The 23,417-nt window shown below is 45.6% G+C and carries 18 protein-coding genes; 4 read left to right on the top strand and 14 right to left on the bottom strand.

The features are described 5' to 3' along the window. Nucleotides 1–106: 106 nt before the first annotated feature. The 4 genes from F0220_RS09275 to F0220_RS09260 all read right to left on the bottom strand — a co-directional run bounded on the left by F0220_RS09275 (nucleotide 107) and on the right by F0220_RS09260 (nucleotide 7,484). The gene (locus F0220_RS09275; protein ID WP_105598017.1) at nucleotides 107–2,929 is read right to left on the bottom strand and encodes an endo-1,4-beta-xylanase; all 2,823 of its coding nucleotides are present in this window, start codon (nucleotides 2,927–2,929) and stop codon (nucleotides 107–109) included. A gap of 273 nt (nucleotides 2,930–3,202) precedes the next feature. After that, nucleotides 3,203–4,207, bottom strand: coding sequence for a LacI family DNA-binding transcriptional regulator (locus tag F0220_RS09270; RefSeq protein WP_105598016.1), 1,005 nt, complete (start codon nucleotides 4,205–4,207; stop codon nucleotides 3,203–3,205). A 129-nt stretch (nucleotides 4,208–4,336) separates the two neighbouring features. Beyond that, nucleotides 4,337–5,344, bottom strand: coding sequence for a globin-coupled sensor protein (locus F0220_RS09265; RefSeq protein WP_105598015.1), 1,008 nt, complete (start codon nucleotides 5,342–5,344; stop codon nucleotides 4,337–4,339). A 244-nt stretch (nucleotides 5,345–5,588) separates the two neighbouring features. Beyond that, nucleotides 5,589–7,484 carry a PrkA family serine protein kinase gene (locus tag F0220_RS09260; protein WP_062833494.1) on the bottom strand — a complete coding sequence of 632 codons (1,896 nt, stop codon included), beginning with the start codon at nucleotides 7,482–7,484 and terminating at the stop codon, nucleotides 5,589–5,591. A gap of 361 nt (nucleotides 7,485–7,845) precedes the next feature. On the opposite strand from F0220_RS09260, the gene F0220_RS09255 reads away from it, so the two are divergent. Next, the gene (locus F0220_RS09255; RefSeq protein WP_105598014.1) at nucleotides 7,846–8,691 is read left to right on the top strand and encodes a DUF2161 domain-containing phosphodiesterase; all 846 of its coding nucleotides are present in this window, start codon (nucleotides 7,846–7,848) and stop codon (nucleotides 8,689–8,691) included. Between the two features lie 112 nt (nucleotides 8,692–8,803). Here F0220_RS09255 and F0220_RS09250 read toward each other — a convergent pair whose 3' ends face one another. From F0220_RS09250 to F0220_RS09240, 3 genes are all read right to left on the bottom strand, one after another. Continuing rightward, nucleotides 8,804–9,430, bottom strand: coding sequence for an FMN-dependent NADH-azoreductase (locus tag F0220_RS09250; protein WP_091014655.1), 627 nt, complete (start codon nucleotides 9,428–9,430; stop codon nucleotides 8,804–8,806). A gap of 191 nt (nucleotides 9,431–9,621) precedes the next feature. Continuing rightward, nucleotides 9,622–10,845 carry an aminotransferase-like domain-containing protein gene (locus tag F0220_RS09245; protein WP_091014656.1) on the bottom strand — a complete coding sequence of 408 codons (1,224 nt, stop codon included), beginning with the start codon at nucleotides 10,843–10,845 and terminating at the stop codon, nucleotides 9,622–9,624. A gap of 138 nt (nucleotides 10,846–10,983) precedes the next feature. Beyond that, nucleotides 10,984–11,640 (bottom strand): response regulator transcription factor, encoded by a 657-nt coding sequence (locus F0220_RS09240; protein ID WP_149846484.1) that lies wholly within the window; start codon nucleotides 11,638–11,640, stop codon nucleotides 10,984–10,986. A 439-nt stretch (nucleotides 11,641–12,079) separates the two neighbouring features. On the opposite strand from F0220_RS09240, the gene F0220_RS09235 reads away from it, so the two are divergent. After that, entirely contained in the window at nucleotides 12,080–12,490 is a 411-nt protein-coding gene (locus F0220_RS09235) for a uroporphyrinogen-III C-methyltransferase (RefSeq protein WP_091014659.1), read from the top strand. Further along, a complete protein-coding gene (locus tag F0220_RS09230; protein WP_149846483.1) occupies nucleotides 12,487–13,551 on the top strand; it encodes a phosphodiester glycosidase family protein in 1,065 nt (354 codons plus the stop codon). The genes F0220_RS09235 and F0220_RS09230 overlap by 4 nt, the downstream gene beginning before the upstream one ends. Nucleotides 13,552–13,853: 302 nt before the next feature. On the opposite strand, the gene F0220_RS09225 is transcribed toward F0220_RS09230, so the two are convergent. The 6 genes from F0220_RS09225 to F0220_RS09200 form a co-directional block, all read right to left on the bottom strand. Continuing rightward, entirely contained in the window at nucleotides 13,854–14,870 is a 1,017-nt protein-coding gene (locus tag F0220_RS09225) for a LacI family DNA-binding transcriptional regulator (RefSeq protein WP_091014664.1), read from the bottom strand. 76 nt (nucleotides 14,871–14,946) lie between these two features. After that, entirely contained in the window at nucleotides 14,947–17,115 is a 2,169-nt protein-coding gene (gene bglX, locus F0220_RS09220) for a beta-glucosidase BglX (RefSeq protein WP_105598011.1), read from the bottom strand. Between the two features lie 98 nt (nucleotides 17,116–17,213). After that, nucleotides 17,214–18,809 carry a type 2 periplasmic-binding domain-containing protein gene (locus F0220_RS09215; protein WP_105598010.1) on the bottom strand — a complete coding sequence of 532 codons (1,596 nt, stop codon included), beginning with the start codon at nucleotides 18,807–18,809 and terminating at the stop codon, nucleotides 17,214–17,216. Between the two features lie 53 nt (nucleotides 18,810–18,862). Further along, nucleotides 18,863–19,765, bottom strand: coding sequence for a carbohydrate ABC transporter permease (locus F0220_RS09210; RefSeq protein ID WP_036610027.1), 903 nt, complete (start codon nucleotides 19,763–19,765; stop codon nucleotides 18,863–18,865). Nucleotides 19,766–19,783: 18 nt separating this feature from the next. Continuing rightward, a complete protein-coding gene (locus F0220_RS09205) occupies nucleotides 19,784–20,743 on the bottom strand; it encodes an ABC transporter permease (protein ID WP_105598009.1) in 960 nt (319 codons plus the stop codon). 11 nt (nucleotides 20,744–20,754) lie between these two features. Beyond that, nucleotides 20,755–21,519 (bottom strand): alpha/beta hydrolase, encoded by a 765-nt coding sequence (locus F0220_RS09200; protein ID WP_091014675.1) that lies wholly within the window; start codon nucleotides 21,517–21,519, stop codon nucleotides 20,755–20,757. Nucleotides 21,520–21,992: 473 nt separating this feature from the next. Here F0220_RS09200 and F0220_RS09195 point away from each other — a divergent pair, with 473 nt between their 5' ends. Continuing rightward, on the top strand, nucleotides 21,993–22,910 hold the full coding sequence (locus F0220_RS09195; protein WP_105598008.1) for a serine hydrolase domain-containing protein: 918 nt from the start codon (nucleotides 21,993–21,995) through the stop codon (nucleotides 22,908–22,910). Nucleotides 22,911–23,010: 100 nt separating this feature from the next. Here the strand turns inward: F0220_RS09195 and F0220_RS09190 are convergent, their stop codons facing one another. Then, the gene (locus F0220_RS09190) at nucleotides 23,011–23,265 is read right to left on the bottom strand and encodes an AbrB/MazE/SpoVT family DNA-binding domain-containing protein (RefSeq protein WP_036610032.1); all 255 of its coding nucleotides are present in this window, start codon (nucleotides 23,263–23,265) and stop codon (nucleotides 23,011–23,013) included. Nucleotides 23,266–23,417 lie beyond the last annotated feature (152 nt).

Below are 23,417 nucleotides of genomic sequence, written 5' to 3'. Positions count from 1 at the left end.
GAATGTATATAGTCTAAACGTCCCAGCCTTTAAAATCAACACTTATTTCCAGATATACAATCTTGAATAGCTAACATTCTCATATTCTAATTCGCAACTAAATATTCTATTTACGAGTCAGTAACAGACTGCCAAAACCGGAAGTATCTTGATAAGAATTACCTGATGAATCACTCCAGATGGACACACTGCTTCGCTTGCCATCTCCCGCGCCATCATCATTAACTTGAAGATCAAACCCAATCCATCTTTGCTCTTCAGCACGAACGCTATCTAGTGGGATTGCCACTTCAACGGTATACCCTCCGCTTGTTAATCGGGTAGCTGATTTGAAACTTTCTTTCCGTGCATTTCCTCCAAAAGAAGTCTCATTATCAAAATTGACCCGGTACTGGGCGTCATCCTCCTGATAAAATGTTGTCTGATCTTTGCTCGGGTCGACAAAAATCTCGATCGAATCCTGCTCATGTGCATTAGAACTTAATTTGCTTCGCAAAGGATCTTTCACATCTGCCAATACGTACAGGTATTTCTCATCCCATAACAGTTGTGCAGTCGCCGTTGCACCGGAGTTTCCGACCACCCAGACATCCGTTTTAACAGATGCAGCCTTTTTCCAGACGTTATCCTTTTTCGCATCAATTACAGGTTTGCCATAAGTGACCTTGGTTTGTTTCAAGACAGAACCGAGCTTCAGTTTGCCCCGGTTGGCTGGTTTGTCGGGCTGTTGATTGGAAATATCATTCCAAACGATGGTCGCTGTCTTTCCAGCAGCATATTCATCCGTAATCCGAAAATCCAGAGACAAGACCTGGCCTTCGGTAAGTAAAGCAGCTGACATAGGTAGTGATGCGTATACAACATAACCGGTTTTTGTCTCCTGTACGTTGTAAGTATTTTTATCTTTGCCTTTACCGCCATCCCGTTTAAATGTATATTGACCATTTGCAGACGGTGGATTTTTCTTCTTGGCAGACAGATCAGCTTCAGAAGTTGCAGCGCCTGTCCCCTTGACTTCTTCCGCGAGGAAAACCTGCACCTGATCCCCTTTGCGACGTGTGGTGTCCTTCACTTCCACTCGTAAATTCACCTTTTTGGCATCCCACATCATACGAGCCTCACCCGTAACCGCAGATGTACCATCTGCCAGGTGATTAATTTCGAGTCCTTTCACAGCACCCCAAAGAATATCTTCCTGTCCTTTGTGATTCGGGAAAGAAGGGCTGGCCTTCAATGCTGTCCATTCATTACGATAGATCGGAAGAGTGGTAGCATCCACCAGTGCCCAATAGGCCGGTTTCGCTTTCAATTTACGATCAAACAACAATGGTGCATCTTTGCGTCCTTTAACTGGATGGTTGTCAAGCCATGTACCATCATCCGCAAGTCCCCATACGGTAACACTGTCCATTACGCCGCGTTTTCCCAACTCGTCAAACAGGTCGAACAGTTCACGATAACGGTAAGCTTGTTGCAACATTAATTCATCTGTGACAGGCATCTCCAGTTCGGAATTACTTGAATAGATCGAAACGTCCAGCTCTGTAACCTGTACATTCACACCAAGAGCAATCACTTTCTCAAAAGCCTCACGAATGAGCTTTACATCCGGTCCGTACATCGACACATGCATCTGGAATCCAACCGCATCAATCGGTGTTCCTTTGGCAAGCAGCTTCTCTACAAGCTTCACCATATCATTCACCTTGTTTCCATTGCCCTCCATTCCATAGTCATTAATCACCAATACCGCATCAGGGTCAGCCTCACGTGCATATCGGAAAGCCAGCTCAATGTAATCACTGTCATCTCCGTCGCCATCTACATCCCCAATAATATCTCTCCACTTGGAATTACTGGCCTCATTCCGCAAGCCGCCTCCGTCCGAGATGACTTCATTGACGACATCCCATGTATGAACCTTTCCTTTGTACCGGGTCACGATGGTTTGAATATGGGTTTTCATCCGTGAAAGCAACTGTTCACGCGTGGCAGGTTTGGAAGCATCATTCGGATCGGTAAAGAACCAGTCCGGCACCTGACTATGCCATAACAGCGTATGACCTCTGATTTCCATATCATTTGCTTCGGCAAACTTCACCAGGCGATCTGTCTCTGACCAGACAAACTGTCCTTCCTGAGGCTGCATCGCATCCATTTTCATAAAGTTTCCAGCTGTAATACTATTAAAATGTTTCGTCAACAGTTGGGAATGCGGATCTTCCGCATCCAGTGCAGACTGGTCGATTGCCGCTCCCATTGCATAGTGTTGTCCCACAACATCCACTAGATTCGGAATGTTCGGCTCTATTTCAATTTTTTCGGCTTCCGTGATCAGTACATCATCCACGTAAAAAGTAATCGTATCCGCCGGCGTCACTTCCGCTGACGTCTTCCAAGGTGTCTCTGCATACATGCGGAATCCGGTGATGCCGCTATTTTCTCCAGGGATCACCACATCTGCCTCGATTTTTTTCCACTGTCCCTTGTTCAGAGTTGCAGAGGCAAACGTAGCATATTCTCGACTTGAAGCGTCGTTATTGTACTCTTTCTCCAGTGAACCGTTAATGACCTGACTGTCCGGTCCTTCATCGTACATGGCCCAAAACGAAACATGAACCGTGCTGCCCTTCTGTACATGGTCTATGACTTCAATTAAGGGTCCATGGAACGTTTCGGTACGGGAAGAGGTTCTCAGGCTGCGTGTACTGTCGTGACCTGCTTGCGCTACGATATCAAGCTTTTCACTCGCACGTGGACGCCATTGTCCCAACACACCATCTTCAAAATTAGCCTCGAACAGTACTCCATCATCGCCAGTCTTAACGTCCGCAGCCGCAGCACGTGTCCCTCCTGTTCCCACACTTGGGAACAAACTGAAGATCAATACAGCCGACAAGCACAAGCTCCACCATTTTCTCAAATGCATCCGATCTCCTCCTTGGTTCGTTGTTTGTGAAGAATAACCTTTGCTCTGCCATGTGCCAGCCTTTTACAAGATCGTTATTCAGGATGGATAGATGCTAATGGACAGAAAATTGTAAGCACTTTCATTATACGATTGCCATTAAACTTTGTTTACCCGTTAAACTATAGGACTTGCATCACTCCATTAACCATATGTTTCCAAATGAGATATAGAACGACAAAAAGCACAGCTTATTAGCTGCGCTTCGCGTAAACATCTTTACTATTTACATTTTTAGGATTTTAAGGGTGCTGTCGTCTGACGGACGACCAGATTGGAAGGTTCCGTCACCACAGGAGGAGAATAAGATGGATTCTCGATCATGGCAATCAGATATTCGATGGACTTAATGCCAATGGAATAGATATTCTGATTCACCGTGGTCAACCCCGGTTTGAATACCTCAGCATAATACGTGTTATCGAACCCGACAACCGAGATATCTTCTGGTACACTCAGTCCATGCTTTTCAATTTCATGAATCGCACCAAAGGCAGACATGTCTGAAGCACAGACAATTCCCGTTGGTTGGTCCTGAAGTGCCAGCAATCTCCGGGCAGCCTTGCTCCCCCCGTCGAATGAGTAATCGCAGACTTCCAGATATACCGTAGAATATGGGATGCCGCATTCTCGCAGCCCTTCCCGATATCCATCCAATCGCAGATTGGCTACGGCAGGTCCAAGTGTCCCTGAGATATAGGCAATTTTGCGGTGCCCAAGCTCATGCAGATGTTTGACACCCATCGAGATCCCGTTCGCGTTATCGGTAGTAATGTAACCAGCACGTTTGCCCAACATGTCCGTATCAACAAACATCGTTGGAATCTCTGCATCCACCAGTTCCTGAATACTCGCGTTTTCTCTGCCTTCCCCGAATACCACAACGCCATCCACATTACGACTGCGGCAATGTTTGATGAACGAGTACGCCGGATCATCGAATCGAGTAGACAACCGGACCAGGTCATATCCACTGTTCTCCAGCGCTGTCTTGATCCCTTCCAGCAACTCCGACACAAAAGGGTTCGTAAACGGAACTGTTAACAGCACTCCCACCGTCCATGAACGGCGTTTGACAAGTCCACGTGCGACCACATTGGGTTGATATTTCAATAATTCGATGGCTATATTGACTTTTTTGCGTGTTTTTTCACTTACATCAGGATAATCGTTTATTACTTTGGAAACGGTTGCAACAGATACTCCCGCTTCCTTGGCTACATCATGGATAGAAGCCATCTGATCACCTCAACCTCTTTCGAATCCCCTGTCTCCGGCTGCATTTTCTATAACATCGGCAGGTTTGTCTACCCATTATAGCTTAAAACAGCCTGAAACGGTATGGAAGGTTCCTAATGCTTTTAAGCTCTATTCCTGCTGTTCCAGATTCTTCAAATCCGAAGACAGTTTCTCCATTGTTGTTGCGAATACAGCGAGTTCAGCCGAGCGTGAAGCTTGGCTACGTGCCCCTCTGGACGTATGATCCGACTCCTGCTGCACACTGCTCAGTTTCTTCATGATCTGCTCCAGATTAGACTGAATCTTACCCTGGGCATCCCGGGAACTGGCTGCAAGCTTGCGCACCTCACTGGCAACTACTTCGAAGCCACGTCCGAACTCTCCTGCATGAGCAGCTTCAATCGCTGCATTCAGACCGACAAGATGACTCTGATCCGATATCTCGCGAATGAGTTCACCCATTTTTCCGATCTGCTGGATCTCCCCTGTCAATTCGGTGAGCAGAACTTGGGCCTGATCCTGAGAAGCCGCTGTTTCTTTGGCTACACTCGATATAGCCATTGCACTCTCATTTAATTCACTAATCATGCCTGTAAGCTCTTGGGTAATCTGCGTAATCGCGTGCAATGTATGTTGTTGGTCATCGGCAAGCTGATGTAACTTTTCTTTTTCTTTCTTCTCATAGGCCTCAAGGACAAGCTGTGAATCCAGATTAAACATTTTGCTGAGCGCCTGAATGACAAGATGCCAGGAATCAGGGATAACCTGTTGGAATATGCTCGTTGCAATATCAAGGTATACCATATAGGTACCCAGATAATAATCTTCGGACAGGCCAATACGGGAATGCACTAGCCCAATTGCAATCCGTTGCTCAATATATGCGTCGTCCACGATTCCATCTGTCATCGATAACCAGTACATCTTCTGTGTTTCTTTTAGACGATCAATGGTAGAGAATCGAGCGATCAGATCTACCAATTCAGGATAATTTCCCACATGATTGTAGAAATGATCTACTACTTCATTAACGACTTTTTTAAAAACAGGCCGATGATCGGCAAGCAGTTTTAGATCCCCTGCGGTTAATCCCATGTAATCAAGTTGCTTCTGTCTTGTTGCGGAAATACTACTCATATCTGGTTCAGTCAGCTCCTTAATAAACACTAAATTACTTTAAATTGTAAATATATGTATTGATTATAGACTAAAATACCTAAATATACATATACCATTAGAACTAATTCTCTTTAAAATTAACCCTATTTGTCAGCTTTTTAGACTAATATGGACCTTCATGTAATTAAAAAGGCCCTGACCCTGCTGTGAAGGAGCCTCACAGCAGACATCAGGAGCCTGATCCGGAATGGTTTGTTGCCGATTAGCGATTAAGCAAACTGCCCACATAACGTAACAGTTCATTCGCGCTGGCTGCGGTATATCCATGTTCCTCAATTAAACGTTTGATCACTTCATTCATACGTTTCAATTGTGTTGCATCCGGTGTTTTGGTTGAGGTTGTGATCTTGACGATGTCTTTCAGATCAGTAAACAACTTCTTCTCAATCGCTTCACGCAAACGGTCATGGCTGCTGTATTCGAACTTGCGCTCCTTGCGGGAGTATGCCGAGATTCGGATCAAAATCTCTTCTCGGAACGCTTTCTTTGCATTCTCGGAGATCCCGATCTGCTCCTCGATTGAACGCATCAAACGCTCATCCGGGTCCATCTCTTCATCCGTGAGCGGATCACGAATCTTGGACCAGTTGCAGAATGCTTCGATGTTATCGAGGTAATTCTCGAATAATGTTCTTGCGGATTCCTCGAATGAGTACACAAATGCTTTCTGCACTTCCTTCTTGGCCAATTCATCATACTCCTTGCGTGCAAGAGCGATAAAGTTCAGATAACGCTCCCGCTCTTCCTTCGTGATGGAGGCATGCTGGTCCAGACCATCCTTGATCGCCCGCAGAATGTCCAGCGCGTTAATGCACTGAAGATTTTGCTTGATCAAAGCACTGGAGATCCGGTTAATGACATACCGTGGATCAATGCCGGACATCCCTTCATCCAAATACTCATTTTGCATCTCGCGAAGATCGGCTTCTTTGTATCCTTCCACTTCTTCACCATCATACATGCGCATCTTTTTAACGAGATCCATGCCTTGTTTCTTCGTTTCCTTCAAGCGGGTAAGTATGGAAAAAATGGCTGCAGTCCGCAGTGCATGCGGTGCAATATGAACATGCTTCATGTCACTTTGCTGAATGAGCTTGGCATAGATTTTCTCTTCCTCGGACACTTTCAGATTGTACGGAATCGGCATGACAATCATCCGGGATTGCAGTGCTTCATTTTTCTTGTTGGAGATAAAAGACTTATACTCCGATTCATTCGTATGCGCCACGATCATTTCATCTGCACTGATTAAGGCGAAACGTCCTGCTTTGAAGTTCCCTTCCTGCGTGAGCGACAAGAGATTCCAGAGGAATTTCTCATCACATTTCAGCATCTCCTGGAACTCCATCAGTCCACGGTTCGCCTTGTTCAACTCCCCATCAAAACGATAGGCACGTGGATCGGATTCGGAACCAAACTCGGTAATGGTGGAGAAGTCGATACTCCCCGTCAGATCGGCAATATCCTGTGATTTCGGATCGGATGGACTGAACGTTCCTATTCCCACGCGATTATCTTCGGAAACAAGGACCCGTTCCACTGGCACCTTGCTGATATCACCACCGTATTCGGTACGCAGTCTCATCTGGCAGGATGGGCAAAGGTTACCCTCAATACGGACTCCAATTTCCTTTTCCACTTCAGGACGAAGCTCCAGTGGAATCAGATGCAGCGGTTCCTCATGCATCGGGCATCCATCAATGGCGTATATGGCACCTTTCTCTGTCCGCGAGAACTGTTCAAGCCCCCGCTTCAGCAGCGTAACCAGCGTCGATTTCCCTCCACTTACGGGACCCATCAGGAGCAAAATCCGTTTACGTACATCCAGACGACGTGCAGCCGAGTGGAAGTATTCTTCAACCAGCTTTTCAATCGAACGATCCAGTCCAAAGATCTCCTGTTCAAAAAACTTGTACCGCTTATGCCCACCTACTTCTTCCACGCCAAACGATTCAATCATCTCATACACTCTGGCGTGAGCCGTCATTGCCGGAGTCGGGTCCTCTCTCAGCAGTGCAATATAATCTTCAAATGTTCCGTTCCATGTCAAACGGTCACTCTCTGCCCGATGTTCCGCAACGCGTTCAAAAATATTCATGCTTGGTACCTCCCATGGCTCCTTTAGTGTGATTGTCAACCATTCCGAATGGTATGAAGAAATCAATAGAATTGCGGCTCCTGCTTGAATACCAATCTTGCGGTCCTGTGTAGTCCCGCCACCCTCTGTCCAAACGTCTTGTTTTGTTGTGAAAAGTGTATTACATACCTATGCGGCAATTCGGATAAGTTGACCTCTTTTTTTCAATCAACCGCTTCGAATTTTGGCTTTTCCCTGTTCTATCAGACATCTTGTGCCTTCAGAAAAAAAAGAACGAATATGATATAATGAGGGTTCTAAATTCAGGATAACGGACAACACATGGTCAGAGACAGGCCACTTCTGGAAAGGAGCACGGACGATGGCAGTAAAATACGAAACCGAATTATATTCGCCTGTGAAGGCTTTCTTCGAGCAGCGTGGCTTCGACGTCAAAGCGGAAGTCAGACATTGTGACCTCGTAGGGGTCAGATCGGACCAGGACGAACCACTCATTGTGGAGATGAAAAAAACATTTAACCTCTCCCTGTTGTTACAGGGTATGCAGCGCTTGAAGCTTAGCCCGTTCGTGTATCTGGCCGTCGAGCGCAATCGCAGTAAACGCGGAGCTGTGAACCAGCGCTGGAGCGAACTGGCTGCACTATGCAGACAACTTGGTCTGGGGCTGCTGACTGTCACATTTTACAAAACCAAAGCTCCCCTGATTGATGTACTGTGCGAACCTTCCGCCCAGACGCCCCCTACTAGCGCCAATCAAGTTGCCCGCAAAAGCGGCGTTCGACGGAAACGATTGCTCAAGGAATTCGACGAACGCAGTGGAGACTACAATACGGGAGGCAGCACACGCAGACAGCTGGTCACAGCATATCGTGAGAAGGCTTTACGTGTCGCATCCGCTCTGCGGACAAACGGAGAAGCCTCTCCGGCCAACCTTGCCAGACAAACAGGCGTAGGATCTGCAGCAGCTATTCTGCAAAAAAACTATTATGGCTGGTTTGAACGCCTCTCCCGTGGAAAGTATATTCTGACAATTAAGGGAGTACAGGCGTTAACCGAGCATGCACACATGCTTGAGGATAATGATATGATTGAACGAACCATTAATGAACTCGATGTAACGTATTCTGCATCTGGTGAAAATAAGGACGACCTTGCACACATTGCTGAATCAGCGGAGTTTTACTTAAAAAATACAGGCAGGATCTAAACTGGAATCATCTGAAGTAACGGATGTGAAAAAAATGAGAATGCAAAAAAACACCTGTAATCTCCACTGGAGACTACAGGTGTTTTGATGTGTTCTATATAGAAGATTGTTATTAGAATTTTACTGCTACTTCGGAAGCCAATTTCAGACCTGCAGTAACGATTTCTTCAGCACGATCTGCAGAAGCATTATGTCCTTCAACGATAACTACTTCAGGGTTTTGAATGCCCCACAAGCCGAGAACTGTTTTCAGGAAGTTCAGGGACATTTCAGCAGCTGCCATTGGGCCTTCGGAATAAACGCCACCACGTGCGTTAAGCAAAGCTACTTTTTTGTCGCCAGCAAGTCCTACAGGACCTTCAGCAGTGTATTTGAATGTTTTACCAGCTTGGCTCAGGTAAGCAATGTAGTTTACCAATGGAGCTGGAACAGTGAAGTTCCACAGTGGGAATGCAAATACAACTTTGTCAGCTGCCAGGAATTGATCTTGCAATTGTGTTGCAAGTGCAGCTGCTTTTTGCTCGTCAGCTGTCAGTTCAAAACCGTTAGCTGCTTTGTAAGTACCTGTGATAGCAGTGTTACCATAGAATGGGAATTCTGTATTGTAGAGATCCAACTCAGTAACTGTGTCACCTGGGTGGGACTCTTTGTATGCGCTCAAGAATGCATCGTACAATTTAACGCTGACTGCTTGATCTGCAGGACGGTCATTTGCTTTAACAAATAAAATATTAGACATGTTGAATTTTCCCCCGTTAGATAAAATATATGAGTGCTTTTCCTGAACTGGCCACCATTGTAGCTTATATAAAGAAACCAACAACTCATTAATTCATATTATATATAAAAATGTTAGTGGATGCAATAACGTAATCACTTTGGTCATGAACCAATTTTTATTTTTGCTACAAAATCTATTTTTGATCTGACTTAGCTACGAGCCGTAAATTCGGAAATGGCTTCACTAATCAGGTTCATGCCAAGAAGCAATTCATCCCTGCCCGGATGGCTAAAGTTTAATCGGATGTAACGTTGATCCTGTACACCTGTGGAGCATAGTGATCCAGGAAGAAAAGATACACCTTTGGGCAAAGCCGCTTTAAGCAGAGCGCCACTATCCAATCCTTCCGGCAACTGTACCCATAGATACATTCCGCCCTCTGGAATGTTGTACTGACACCCTTTCCAGCCCGGTCTTTTCAACAGTTCAAGCATCAGCTTGAGCCTTGTCTTGTACTCCCGATTCAACATGGATAAGTGATCACTCCAACGAAAAGGGGAATGAGCAAGCAATTGATACAACAGCCGCTGATTCATCGGACTGGACTGACCATCTGCAATTCGTTTAACCGAGGCCATTGCCTGAATCAGCGCAGGATGTCCAGCGGCCCATCCGGTTCGAAGAGCGGGCGCTACTGTTTTGCTGAATGAACCAATGTAGAGAACATGTCCACCCTGATCGGCAGTATCCAGTGCAAAGAGTGAAGGATATTTACGATAGAATTCCGTTGGCCCAAGGCCATCGAAATGGAGCTCTCCGTAAGAATCATCTTCCACAAGCAGTACACCATAGCGCGAACACAACTCAAGGACAGCCTCCCGCCGCTCCATACTCCACAAAGCACCGGTCGGATTCGAGAAACTGGGTGCAGCAAAAAGCAGCTTCGGTCTAACCTGCTGCATGTGATGCTCCAAAAGGTCTGGCAGTATGCCGTCCCGATCACCCATTACGGGCACAATCTTGGCTCCTTGCATCTCCAAAACCTCAAGACAGCCTGGAGATGTTGGATGTTCAACCAGTACAGAATCTCCTGGCTCAAGCAATAGACGCATCACCAGATCGATGGCCTGCTGGGTACCAGTGGTCAACAGAATCTGCTCGGGTACCGTTCGTATGCCTTTGCGTGCATTCCAGTCTTTGTTCAACCACTCTCTTAGGGGTGTGTAGCCTGCTGGCTCTCCATATTGCAATGCGGAGGGGCCTGAACTAAAGACAGACACCGCTGCTTCTTCCAACAATTTGAAAGGAAACAACTCCTCCGCAGGCAATTCTTCTGCCAGAGAAATGAAATAATCCCTGCCAGACATCTCACGTATATCCCTCAGTGGTGACGACAAAAGCCTGTTGGTACGGGAAGCAAAGAAATATTTCATCGATCCGTTCCCCTTTCATCCCTATTCCGAAACTGTACTCTCGCAGTCCGCAGCCCTACAACCTATTCCTGCTCGCCATCGAATATGACCGGATGCATACCGAACTGTTGTGATCATGGGAAGAACAAACCTGTTTCGTCAGGATCCCGTCTTCACTTGTCTTGCGTGCAAGGCATAACGTTCAATGGCCTGCGCTCTACTGGTTACTTCCAGCTTCACGTATATTTTACGCAGGTAATTATCAATGGAACGTCTGCTAACGTTGATCTCATTCGCTATTTTATCATAGGTTACACCCTGAACAATTCTTTCCATGATAAAAGTTTCGGTTTCTGTTAATTCAATGACACGTGATTCTGTCGGAGATTCCACAGGTTGCGCCCACTCCGCACTGTTTAACCACGCCAATGGAATGGACACATGGCCCTCACGTAACCCAGAGATCAGATGAATCAGCTGGCTAGGGGAAGCCTGTTTGGATAACATGCCGCTTGCACCAAGACTCATCAGATGACGAAACAGCTTCACATTGTCTTCATCCGTCAGAATGATGATGTGACTGTGAGGTGACAGATTCTTCATCTGGGCAATATATTGATCTGCCTGTCCCTCTGGAAGACGATAATCCATCAGAATCAGATCAGGCTGGTGAATATTCACCAGATCGAGCCCTTCTGTTCCGGTCGAAGTCATGCCACGTACCGTCAGATCTTGCTGCTCTTCCAAAATCAATTTTGTACCGAGCATGCTGGTGGGGTGGATATCTATGATGACCACCTGCCATACTTTTTTCATTGTTGTTCCCCCTGTTATGTATTGGACAAATAACTTTTAAATTCTGCCATGATGATTTCATCGTCTATGCGACAATCCGAGTATAGAAGAAGCATAGGTCGGATTATGTCGAAAAACAGAAAAATACAGGAGGCAGCCGATAAAAAAGCTCTATTTTCACTGTATTTTGTTATAAAAACACCATGACGTCCATCTTCCCATCCCCGGAAAGGTCAAAATATAGTATAAACTTCCTGCATTTCTATCTAAAAAAGTCGAAAAACCTGCCCAAAGTTCCTACTTATTGCATCTATAAGAAATTGTATCCTAGGACTTCCTTCCGATGCAATCTCTTTTTACTCTATTAAGTAAAGAATTTCATTTTTGCGTAATCAATAGGGGCATGATAGAATGAGGACTGGAAATTTTTTTGTACCTATAAATGACCAGGAGTGATGATATGAAACCATCTGCCCCGTCCTCTGACATCCATCACACCCGGAGCGCCAAAGGCAAGGCTGGATCTTCAATCAAGCTGTTTCTGGTAATGTGGATTGTTCTCATTGCACTAGGAGTCGTTGGAACCTACTATTATAGTAACCATCTCCAGCAACAGATGATAAACCAGCTTCAGGCCCATAATCAGCAGCAGATCGCAGCGCTAAAAACCGACTACGAAAATCAGCTAACAACGATATCAAAGGAAGTAGAGAACCTGCAGGGACAGGTTCAATCCTTTAATGAATTGCTGACTTTCACCAAGGATAATGCAAGTGACAAAACGGATAACAGCAACAAACTGTATACCCAGCTGAGCGAAGTCAAAAAACAACTGGAGACACTCCAGAAAAAGATGGACCTGCTCAAATGATTACACCCGTCAAACAGGTTAATCGTTTTTTTATGCTTGTACTCGCTCCTTTTGTTGGATTGATAATATGCCTGCTGCTGCTTCGTCCTCCACTTGAACCCGGAGGTTTGATGCCGACCGAACTGTCAGAGGATACGATTACACCCCGGACCCAAGCAATTAGCCAAGAGCTTGCGGGGGCAAAAGATGCTGCTGTCCAGACTTCTTCTTCTATTAAAAGAACGACACAGCTCTATAATAAAACAACAAGTACGATGTCTACACTTGTGCAGAAGGCTTCTGCCCAGGCGGATCGTCCGGAAACGATTTACAACAAACGGATTTCATCCAAGCTTGGCGTTCCATTTGAACGGGTAGACAGTGACCGGCTAACGATTGAAATGTACAGAGTGAATCCTGGCAGCTATAAGGGCTATGCCATGAAGATCAAGCTAAAAGACCCTACAGCCATGCAGATGGCTCTAGACAGTGAACCTGGGCGTTCTGAGACGACCATGCAGGCTGTGAAGCGTAACGGTGCAATTGCCGGAATTAACGCAGGTGGATTTGCTGACAGTGGCGGCAAACGTTATCCACTTAGCACAACCGTCATGGACGGGAAGTACGTGAACGGTTTCCAGGCCAGTTTCAAAGATCTGTTTTTTGTAGGACTTAACGATACCGGCAAACTGGTTGGAGGCAAGTTCTTCGACAAAAACTCACTGGATCGCCTGCAACCGCAATTTGGGGCTACGTTTGTTCCGGTGCTGCTACAGAATGGGCGTAAAACCACAATTCCTGCCAAATGGAAAGTATCACCCAAACGAGCACCACGTACAGTCATTGGCAATTATAAGGATGATCAGTTATTGATTATTGTAGTTGACGGATATAATGAGGGCGGAAGTTCCGGTGCTACCCTTGAAGAGCTGCAAGGGCGGTTGTACAAGCTTGGGGTGATCGACGCCTATAATCTGGATGGCGGTGGATCATCCTCGCTTATTCTGAATAATCGGGTTGTGAATAACCCTTCAGATGGCAACCTCAGACCGGTGCCCACACACTTTTTATTTTACAAATAATAGGGTGAAGCATTTCTTTTCTACCTATAATGGTTATAATAGAAGAAAATGAGCTTGTGCAGGAGGTGCGAAGGGCATGTCATTTTCACTGACATTCTGGATTATTGCAATCGTATTGACTCTCTTCATTACAGGCATTCTCACTTCATCCTACAACAATGACAAAACAAAAGGCTTGTAAAGGCCAAGCCTCTCTCCGGAGAGGCTTTTTCTTTCTATTGCTTCATCCTCGAAATAGCAAGAGACAAGGCTTAAAAGAATGATTCGATTCTTCTAAGCCTTGTCTCTTGCTGTATTCGGGATCAATAGCTAACCGCCCGGTCATTCCGCATGGATATAACCGAATCAGACGGAATAGGCCCACTCACAGACCCACCCTCAACTAATGTCACATAAATTCGTTCATGATCGACGGGTTCTCCAGCAATAATTTTGATCAATTGTTCAGCAGCGAGCGATCCCCACTTGCGCTTGGAATAATCAATGCTTGCCAATCTCGGCTGGACGTATTTGCTCAATTCAATATTGTCGAATCCGATGACATCAATCTCCTGACCAATACCAAGTGCACTGTCTGCCAGACGATCACACAAGCCAATAGCCATCTCATCATTGAGGCAGAATACCGCTGCGGGTCCATCATACACCTGTACAATCTGTTCTGCGGCTTGTTCTCCACCACTCTTCTCAAAATCTCCCGTGATCTCAATCCATTCCACATCGGCTTCACGTTCCGCAACCTGTCTCACAGCCTTTAACCGCTGCACAGAGTCAAACGAACCTTCCGGCCCTGTCACCACATAGATTTTCTTATGTCCCTGTTCAATAAGATGTTCCATCGCAAGTGTCGCCCCGGCTTTGTTATCCAGCAGAACCTGATTAATGTTGGGATGATCCATCTCACGGTCCAATACAACGATTTTGTGCCCACGATCGGCGTACTGCATCAGTTCCTCACTTGCAAACGTATGATCCAGAATGATCGCACCATCAATCATCCTCTCTGGAAGCATGCGATGGGATTGTTTACCACTGCACACGATCAGGTCATAACCTTGAGCATTACATACGGATTTCATGCCACTCAGCAAGTCCCCATACACATCTCCTCTAAAATCGGTCAAGAATACACCTAGAATTTTGGATTCCCTCTTCTTCAGTGTTCTTGCTGCGGCATTTGGAACATAGTTCAGTTCTTTGGCAATGGCCAAAATTTTGGAACTCGTCTCATCGGTCACTTTGTTGCTGCCATTCAGCGCATATGACACAGTAGAGATGGAAACTCCCGCCTGTTTGGCGATATCCTTGATACTGACCACATTCTTCGCTCCCCTGTTATGTTCATCAGGCCTTCCATACAAAAGGCCTGACACATTACTCTTTCCATTCATCGGATTAAACAAGTCTGAATGATTTCTTCTGAGTATCCCGACTGTTTGCACCCACAAGAATATGGAACTCGCCTCGATCACTGCGGTAGCTTAAGTCAGAATGGTGATAACGAAGCTGTTCTTCATTTAACGTAAACGTGGCTGTACCACTCTCGCCTGGCGCCAGTGCAAGTTTCACATATCCTTTCAGCTCACGCATAGGACGAACGACTTCACCCGTTACATCACGAACGTACAACTGAACGGTCTCCACGCCTGCGCGCTCACCCGTGTTCGTTACACGTACTTGAATGCTCAGGGACTCTTCGGCAGTCATCTCGTTACTTGACACTTCAAGATCACCATAAGAGAACGAAGTGTATGAGAGACCATAACCGAACGGAAGCAAAGGTTCATTCGGGCTGTCAATGTATTTGGAGACATAACGTTCTTCCGTCTTCTCCGGGTTCAGCGGACGACCTGTATTGAAATGGTTGTAATAGACCGGAATCTGACCTACGGACTGCGGGAAAGACATCGTCAGACGTGCAGATGGATTCACTACACCTGTCAGAACATCTGCGATTGCTGCTCCGCCTTCACTACCTGGGAACCAGGCTTCAAGAACGGCGTCCGATTCATCGATTACACCATGCAGATCCAATGGACGGCCGTTGAAAATAACGCTGGCAATCGGTTTTCCCGCTGCTTTGAGCTGTTTAACCAATTCCAATTGGGCTGCTGGCAGACGAATATCCGTGCGTGATCCACCTTCTCCACTCATCTCGGAGTCTTCACCAAGAGCGAGGACAATCAGATCTGCTTTGCTTGCCACTTCCAGGGCTTCGGCAATCTGCTCAGCTGTAATCGTATGAACATTACTGCCTTGAGCGAATTGAACTTTTCCACCCGTCGTCAGGCGTTCTTGCAGAGCTGTTCCGAGCTTGACTGCATCTTCCTTAACTCCTTCACAGGACCACCAGCCCAGAATATCAGGACTCTGTGCAAAAGGACCAATAAGGGCTACATTAGCGTCAGGTTGAAGTGGAAGCACGCTGTCATCATTCTTCAACAGAACAGCTGATTTTGTTGCCAGTTCGTACGATACCTGACGGTGCTCTTTGGAGAATACAATCTCACGTTCACGTTCAGGATCAGCTGCACGAAGTGGGTTATCAAACAATCCCAGCTTTTCTTTCAGTTGCAGAATTCGCAGAACGGCTTCATCAATGAGTTTCTCATCCACTTCACCACTCTCAATCAGTTCAGGCAAATGATGCACATAACAAGGTGTCATCATCTCCATATCTACTCCTGCGCGAATGGCACGATATGCCGCTTCACGATCATCTTCCGCAGCACCATGCGCAATCATTTCGCGAATGGAAGCCCAGTCCGAGATCAATACACCATCAAAGCCCCACTCGTCACGCAAAATGCCGCGCATTAACTTCTCATTGCCACTTGCCGGAATACCGTCAACCGTATTGAACGAAGTCATGACCATCTCCACACCCGCATCCAACGCTGCTTTGTACGCTGGCAAATAGTATTCACGCAAGTTACGCTCAGACATGTCCACCGTATTGTAATCCCGACCACCCTCAGCCGCTCCATACGCCGCAAAGTGTTTAACACAGGCTGCAAGACGATCTGGCTCATCCTTCAAGCTGTCGCCCTGATATCCACGTACAAACGCAGCCGCAAACAAGCTGTTCAGATAAGGATCTTCTCCTGTTGTTTCCATCACACGACCCCAGCGCGGGTCACGAACCAGATCCACCATCGGTGCAAAGGTAACATGCAAACCGGATACAGCTGATTCACGTGCTGCAATTTCAGCACTTTTCTCAGCCAGTTCTGTGTCCCATGAACAACCGATCGCCAATGGAATCGGAAAAATGGTTTTGAATCCATGAACTACGTCAGCCATGAACAAAAGCGGAATGCCCAAACGGCTTTTTTTCATATAAGCTTGCTGTACATCAATGATGGCCTGCGCACCCGACAATCCCAGAATGGACCCACTGGCATCCACGGACTGCTCCGTAATTCCCATCTCTTCCATCGGCCCTGTGATCTGACCTTCAACATTTGTTCCTTCATAAAAGTTGGCAGTTAACTGAAGAAGCTGAGCTGTTTTTTCCTCCAACGTCATCTGTTTTACCAGGTCTAACAACTGCTCGTTATTCATCTGATCATATCCTCCACTACAAGTTGTTGAAATAAAGAACCCGGCTGCGTTCGGGGAGAGACCGCGCACCGGGTTCAAAATTAATTACTGAATGATTACTAGAATTTATCGTTTAGCTCATCCAGATAAGGTTGAACCAGGGACATTTTACTGTTTACCCATTCTTTCCAGTTTGCCTCTAGATCTCCGTTTTTGAGGATCAAGTTGGCATATTCATTCTGGTAGTCGAATGAAGCCTGACTCTTAGCTTTGGAATCGTACAGGTTGACATCCCAATCGTATGGTGCAAGCGATTTGCCTTCTGTACCAAGTTTTGCTTTTTCTTCGAACAATTTAACGGCTCTATCACGGTAATCTTTTTTGATTGCAGGGTTTACAACACTGAAGTCGTCACCGAGCAGATACAGACCTTCGAAACGTGCTGGATATTTATCTTCCAATACCGTTCCTTCTGGCAACAAGCTAACGAGTTCGTTGTTTTCATCATATTTCCAATCTTTTCCTTCAAAGCCCATGTTGATGAGCAACTGTCCTTCTTTTGTTGCGGAGTAATCGATCAGATCCATGATCCGTTCGAATTTCTCGTCACTAATGTCTGGATTGAAGATCAATGCCGACCAGAAGTTGGCTTGCTCCATGTTACGGTATTTACCGTCATCGCCTACTACGATTGCTGTGTGTACCAGTTCATCACTATCTACACCCAGATTTTTTTTCATATCGGAATCCAGACCTTGTCTATACGAAGCCAGTCCGCCCAGACTTGTTACAGCAGCTGTACCTGTTACTTTGAAGTTGTTTTGACCTTCATTGTTTTTCCATGTGTAGAACTCAGGATTGAGCAGTCCATCTTTATAGGCTTTTTGCATCAATTTAAGTCCTGTCAGCGTTTCAGGATCTGCTGGTCCCCAGTGAAACTTACCATCTTCACCTTTGTAGAACGGAGAGTCAGTCATGGCATGCACACTGTTTGGCATAATCATGTTTGTCATGGCATCTGCCGCATTGTAGGACAGAGGTACAAGTTTGTTACCCACTTTGCCTGGATCTTTTTCTTTCACTAGCGCAGCATATTCGTTCAATTCGGTTGTTGTATAAGCATCTTTCAGTTCAAAACCAACTGCTTCAGCCCAGTCTTTACGAAGCGCAATGACACCAATTTGGTTCGTGAGTGGGTCAGCCGGTTTGTTCTCGAAATAGATTGGTCTAGGCAGGACATATGTTCCACCTGTCAATTCTTCCAACTTGTCTCCAAGACCCGTCAAATTGTAAGCTGCTGCCACGTTAGGCCAGCGTTCTTTCCAGTCATCCGGGAATTTGTAGAACAAACCTTGTTCAATGCTGTTAATGGCATCGCCATGTACGTAGTTCCATACCGCTACATCCGGCAAGTCGCCAGAGTTGATCCACAGACGAAGCTTCTCGCCCCATGAATCCCAATCGATATAGTTGTAGTCCCATGTTAAATTAAATTTGTCTGTCCAGAACTTGTGGAAGTCATTATCCAGGTTCCCGTTTTTGATTTCTGTCAGGTTAGCTACAGAGATGGTCAGGTTGTCTTTGTAATTTCCCTCTGCATCTTTTTCGTTACCACCTGAAGCTCCTTGACTGGAACAAGCGGTCACCATCAGCATAACTACACTAAGCGTGATGGCAAAGAGAGCTCTTACTGACAACTTTTTCTTCGTTTTCATGTTTTACCCCCATGTTTTTGTGTTGAATTTTGATACAAAATCCTATACGTATATCAGGTTTTGATTGCCCCTGTTAATACCCCTTTGGCAAAGTGTTTTTGCAGCATTGGGAAGAAACACATAATTGGTACCATGGTGACAAATACGGCCGCCATCTTCATGCCCATTGAGAAGTTGCTTGCCTGGGCAGCATCCACACTGGATGCATTGGATGCATTCGTCGTAGATGTCACGATAATATTTCGGAGTACATTCTGGAGCGGTAACTGATCCGCTTTTCGAAGGAATATCATCGCATCATACCAACTGTTCCAGTAAGCCACACCGTAGAACAACGTGATTGTAGCCATAATTGGTGTAGCAAGCGGAAGAACAACGGAGAACAAAATTCTCCACTCTCCTGCTCCATCCAGTCTCGCCGATTCCATCAGCGATTCAGGCAAGGTGTAGAAGTAGTTCATCATCAGAATCATGTTAAACGCACTGAAGCTTCCCGCCAGGATAACGGACCACAGCGTACCTGTAAGATGAAGTGATTTCATGATCAGGTACAGCGGTACGATACCACCATTAAAGATCATGGTGAACAATACCAGGAAAAAGAGAAACTTCTTAAACGGAAATTTGTTGCGACTAAGGCCATATGCCATGCTTGTTGTCAGGAACAAGCTGAGTGGCAAGCCGATGACTAGCAATATAATTGTATTTTTGTACCCCGTCAGAATCGTTCCGTCAGCGAACAATGCCTTGTAGGAATCCAATGTCCATTCTTTAGGGAACATCAAAAATGGATTGTCAGCATATTCTTTTTGTGTCGCAAATGAAATCATGATGACATTCCAGAACGGAATCAGGATCATCAGGGCAAGCACTAATAATACGGCGAAAATAATGTAATCGAGAAGTGTCATTTTTTCTGTACCAATTCTCGGTTTTTTGTTAGCTTTCTTGCTCATCTCATTTTTCCTCCTCTCTTATCGGAACAAACCGTCTCCGCCAAGCCACTTGGCAAATCTGTCAGCAAGAAGCAGCAAGGCCATATTCACCAGGGAACGGAACAAGCTGACCGCTGTCGAGAATGAGAAATCGGTAGATGACTGGAACGTAATCCGATAGATATATACATCGAGTACTTCCGATACATTTTTGGTAGCCGCATTTGCCAAGTTGAAGATCTGGTCAAACCCGGAAGACATCAATCCACCAACCGAGAGAATAAACATGATTGTGATGGTTGGAAGGATGTTCGGTAAAGTTATTTTGAACATCTGTTGCATACGGGAAGCCCCGTCAATCTGTGCTGATTCATACTGATCCTGATCAATACCGGAAATGGCAGCCAGGAATATAATCGCGCCCCATCCACTTGATTTCCAAATATCAGTTAACAGCAACATTGGTACAAAGTTGGATTCAGACCCCAGGAAGTTAATCGTTGGCAATCCGAGTAATCCGAGCGCGCTGTTTACCAGTCCGTCATATGCCAGCACATTGATGACTACCCCGGATACGATGATCCAGGACAGGAAGTGCGGGAATGTAAGAACGGTTTGGAACAATTTTTTCCCTCTGCGCATCCGCAATTCATTCAGCAACAGCGCCAGAATGATCGGGAACGGGAACTGAATAATCAGTTTCAGAATATTGATGTACAGCGTACGCCATACTGCATCGATAAAGGTTGGATCACGGAAAACATATTTGAAGTTCTCGAATCCGCTCCATGGACTTCCCCAGATGCCCAGGTTGGCCTTGTAATCTTTGAATGCCAGAGACAGGCCACCCATCGGCATGTAGGCAAACAGAATTAGCCAGACAAGCCCCGGAATAAGCAGGGTGTATGTCATTCGGTGCTTCCAGATTTCAGTCCAGAGCGAACTGCCCTTCACGTTTCCCTTCAGCTTTTTGCTAGGTCCTTCGGCTGCAGGTTTCACATTGCATCTCCTCACTCTACTATGGTCTTGTCGTTGTACAGAAAATCAAACATTGTTCTCAGGTGGTGCTCCCAAAATTTCCATTCATGAGCCCCCGGCGTCTCCACATACCGAAAATCAAAGGCAGTCCCTTGCATGTATCTCGCATAGTCGCGATTCATCTCTACGAAGGGGTCACTATCGCCACAGCAACTGAGGATATCCGGTAAAGGAACACCCTGTTCAAGCAGCTTGGCCGACAGTGCGTAAATATCCTGATCGGCTTTCACCTGTAAACATTCTCCAAAAACCGCTTTCATTTCCTTGATCATGGTCGCTGGCATATGGGGATCATGGAGTCGTGTCTGGATATCCGTTACGCCGGATAGAGACACTACTTTGCGATATCGCTCTGGATAAGTTAGTCCACATTTCAGCGCACCATATCCACCCATGGATAAACCGGCGACGTATGTTTTCTCCGGATCAGGATTCAGATTGAGCAGACGCTTGCATATTTCAGGTAACTCCTGAGTGATGTAGTGGAAGTAATTCAGGCCGTATTCCATATCGGTGTAATAGCTTCGATTCGCTTCCGGCATAATGATAGTACAGCCATATTGCGCTGCATACATCTCAATTGTGGTTAACCGCTGCCAGGTACTCGCATTATCGCCTGCCCCGTGCAACAGATATAGTGTACCGCCTGAAGTCTCTCCGGAGTCACTGGACACAACATGTATGCTGGTATTCATGCATAAGGTTGGCGATCCAGTTTCGATCGTTATATGTGCCATAAATGTAACCCCTCTCATCATCGCCTGCTGTCTTTACTCATTCGTTTCTCTGGCGTTGGATTGCAGGCTGTTGTAGATTCCCTTGTATTACGATGGGTTATCGAAACGATTTTCTCGAATCGTTTCAAAACGTAGCCAACGTTGATTCACATGGACTTCATTACAACACTTTTAATGTGGAAGCGATTTCTTCGAATCGTTTCGAATAAATCATAAGCCCGATGAGTAAATCCTGTCAATAACCTTTTTACAAATTTCGCGTTTTTTTCTCGAAAAAATGCTCTTTTAAGTCTAAATTTGCGTCCAAAGACACTATTATTACGAAAATATGAAAATTTAGTAAGTGATATTACAACTTTAATTGACACCAAACCAGGTTTATACTAACATGGGTTCTGATTTTGCATTCAAATTACGGAAACGTTTCACCAACCGATTTTACTCAGGTTTCACCTGATATTAGGGAGGTTAATATGTCTGAGCAACTCAAAGGTTTCATTCATTCGATTACGGAGCAACAATTGAACGTTTTTTCCATTCGTATATTACAAAAAGGGCATCTGCTTGCCCATTGGGACCGGGATAAGGATCAGCGCAGGGTACAACATTCCATCAGTAAATCCTTCACGTGTATGGCCGTTGGTCTTGCGCTTGAAGAAGGTCTGATACATCTGGATGCGACACTTGGTGATTATTTCTCTTATCATCATGTACCCTCTGCACAGCGCAATCTCCCATCGCCGCAGGAATTGAAACTACGTGATCTTCTCCGAATGTCTTCGGGTCATGACTCTCCCCCTCTTTGGGCTGATGAGCGAGCTTCATTGACCGAAAAGGACTGGGCGAAATATTATATGTCTCTGCCTCTGGACCGGGTACCTGGAGAACAATTTACCTATAGCAGTGGGGATACATTTATGATCTCAGCCATGCTACAGGCTGCTACCGGCCAAACCGTGAAAGATTACCTGACTCCACGGTTATTTGATCGACTTGGCATCCATGATGTAGAGTGGGAAACCTCTCCACTCGGCGTAACACTTGGCTGTGCAGGTCTTTGGATAAGTAATGAGGAACTGAGTCGATTTGGACAGTTACTGCTGCAGGAGGGCTTTTGGGAGGGCAGACAGCTTGTTCCTGCGGATTGGATTCGACAGGCTACGTCCCAGCAGATCGAAACGACTGGAGACGGTGATTGGGGAAAAGGTTACGGGTATCAGTTCTGGATGTGTTCCCATGATGCTTACCGCGCCGATGGCGCCTATGGTCAGTTGTGTATCGTAATTCCCTCAAAGGAAGCTGTCATATGTATTAATAGTGAGGAAGAAAATATGCAAGGCATCCTGAATGCCGTCTGGAATGAGGTTTTACCCCTTTACACCCAGCGTTAGTCTACTTATTTTATCTTTTTTCAATTTGCAATTATGCCATCCAATTGATAATAAAACAAAAAAAACGCCACGGGGTCAATGGACCCCATGACGTTATTTCTTATCCGTGTTGTGGAAGCTGAGTCATTTCATCTAAACATTGTGCGCATATGTAACGCTCTTTGAACTCGTTGACTTCCTCGATGGATCCGCAGAAAATACATTTTGGACGATATCTCTCCAAGATAATATGGTCCCCTTGTACTAAGATTTCTACAGGATCTCCCTCATTCATTTGATACCTTTTACGCAAAGATTTAGGCAATACGATCCTACCTAATTGGTCAACTTTGCGAACTACTCCAGCTGGCTTCATAGCTACGGCACACCTCTCCTATCTTACTCTAAATTTCTAGGTACATTTGTACTATGTTTATAGATTCGCCAAGATTTTGTCGAATCCTGCTGGAAATAAACATTTTTTGTCCTTTTTTTTGAAAAATGTTTTTTTACCGAATTCTAGCCGTC

Source organism: Paenibacillus sp. 37 (assembly GCF_008386395.1).
Taxonomy (GTDB): Bacteria; Bacillota; Bacilli; order Paenibacillales; family Paenibacillaceae; genus Paenibacillus; species Paenibacillus amylolyticus_B.
Note: the sequence above shows the minus strand (reverse complement) of the source record. Positions and strands in the feature narration are given on the sequence as shown.

Coding starts and splice junctions, on each gene's coding strand:
- F0220_RS09200 (WP_091014675.1), bottom strand. CDS start 21,519: ATGGCACATATAACGATCGAAACTGGATCGCCAACCTTATGCATGAAT.
- F0220_RS09255 (WP_105598014.1), top strand. CDS start 7,846: ATGGCAGTAAAATACGAAACCGAATTATATTCGCCTGTGAAGGCTTTC.
- F0220_RS09240 (WP_149846484.1), bottom strand. CDS start 11,640: ATGAAAAAAGTATGGCAGGTGGTCATCATAGATATCCACCCCACCAGC.
- F0220_RS09275 (WP_105598017.1), bottom strand. CDS start 2,929: ATGCATTTGAGAAAATGGTGGAGCTTGTGCTTGTCGGCTGTATTGATC.
- F0220_RS09245 (WP_091014656.1), bottom strand. CDS start 10,845: ATGAAATATTTCTTTGCTTCCCGTACCAACAGGCTTTTGTCGTCACCA.
- F0220_RS09210 (WP_036610027.1), bottom strand. CDS start 19,765: ATGAGCAAGAAAGCTAACAAAAAACCGAGAATTGGTACAGAAAAAATG.
- F0220_RS09230 (WP_149846483.1), top strand. CDS start 12,487: ATGATTACACCCGTCAAACAGGTTAATCGTTTTTTTATGCTTGTACTC.
- F0220_RS09250 (WP_091014655.1), bottom strand. CDS start 9,430: ATGTCTAATATTTTATTTGTTAAAGCAAATGACCGTCCTGCAGATCAA.
- F0220_RS09190 (WP_036610032.1), bottom strand. CDS start 23,265: ATGAAGCCAGCTGGAGTAGTTCGCAAAGTTGACCAATTAGGTAGGATC.
- F0220_RS09260 (WP_062833494.1), bottom strand. CDS start 7,484: ATGAATATTTTTGAACGCGTTGCGGAACATCGGGCAGAGAGTGACCGT.
- bglX (WP_105598011.1), bottom strand. CDS start 17,115: ATGAATAACGAGCAGTTGTTAGACCTGGTAAAACAGATGACGTTGGAG.
- F0220_RS09235 (WP_091014659.1), top strand. CDS start 12,080: ATGAAACCATCTGCCCCGTCCTCTGACATCCATCACACCCGGAGCGCC.
- F0220_RS09195 (WP_105598008.1), top strand. CDS start 21,993: ATGTCTGAGCAACTCAAAGGTTTCATTCATTCGATTACGGAGCAACAA.
- F0220_RS09265 (WP_105598015.1), bottom strand. CDS start 5,344: ATGAGTAGTATTTCCGCAACAAGACAGAAGCAACTTGATTACATGGGA.
- F0220_RS09270 (WP_105598016.1), bottom strand. CDS start 4,207: ATGGCTTCTATCCATGATGTAGCCAAGGAAGCGGGAGTATCTGTTGCA.
- F0220_RS09215 (WP_105598010.1), bottom strand. CDS start 18,809: ATGAAAACGAAGAAAAAGTTGTCAGTAAGAGCTCTCTTTGCCATCACG.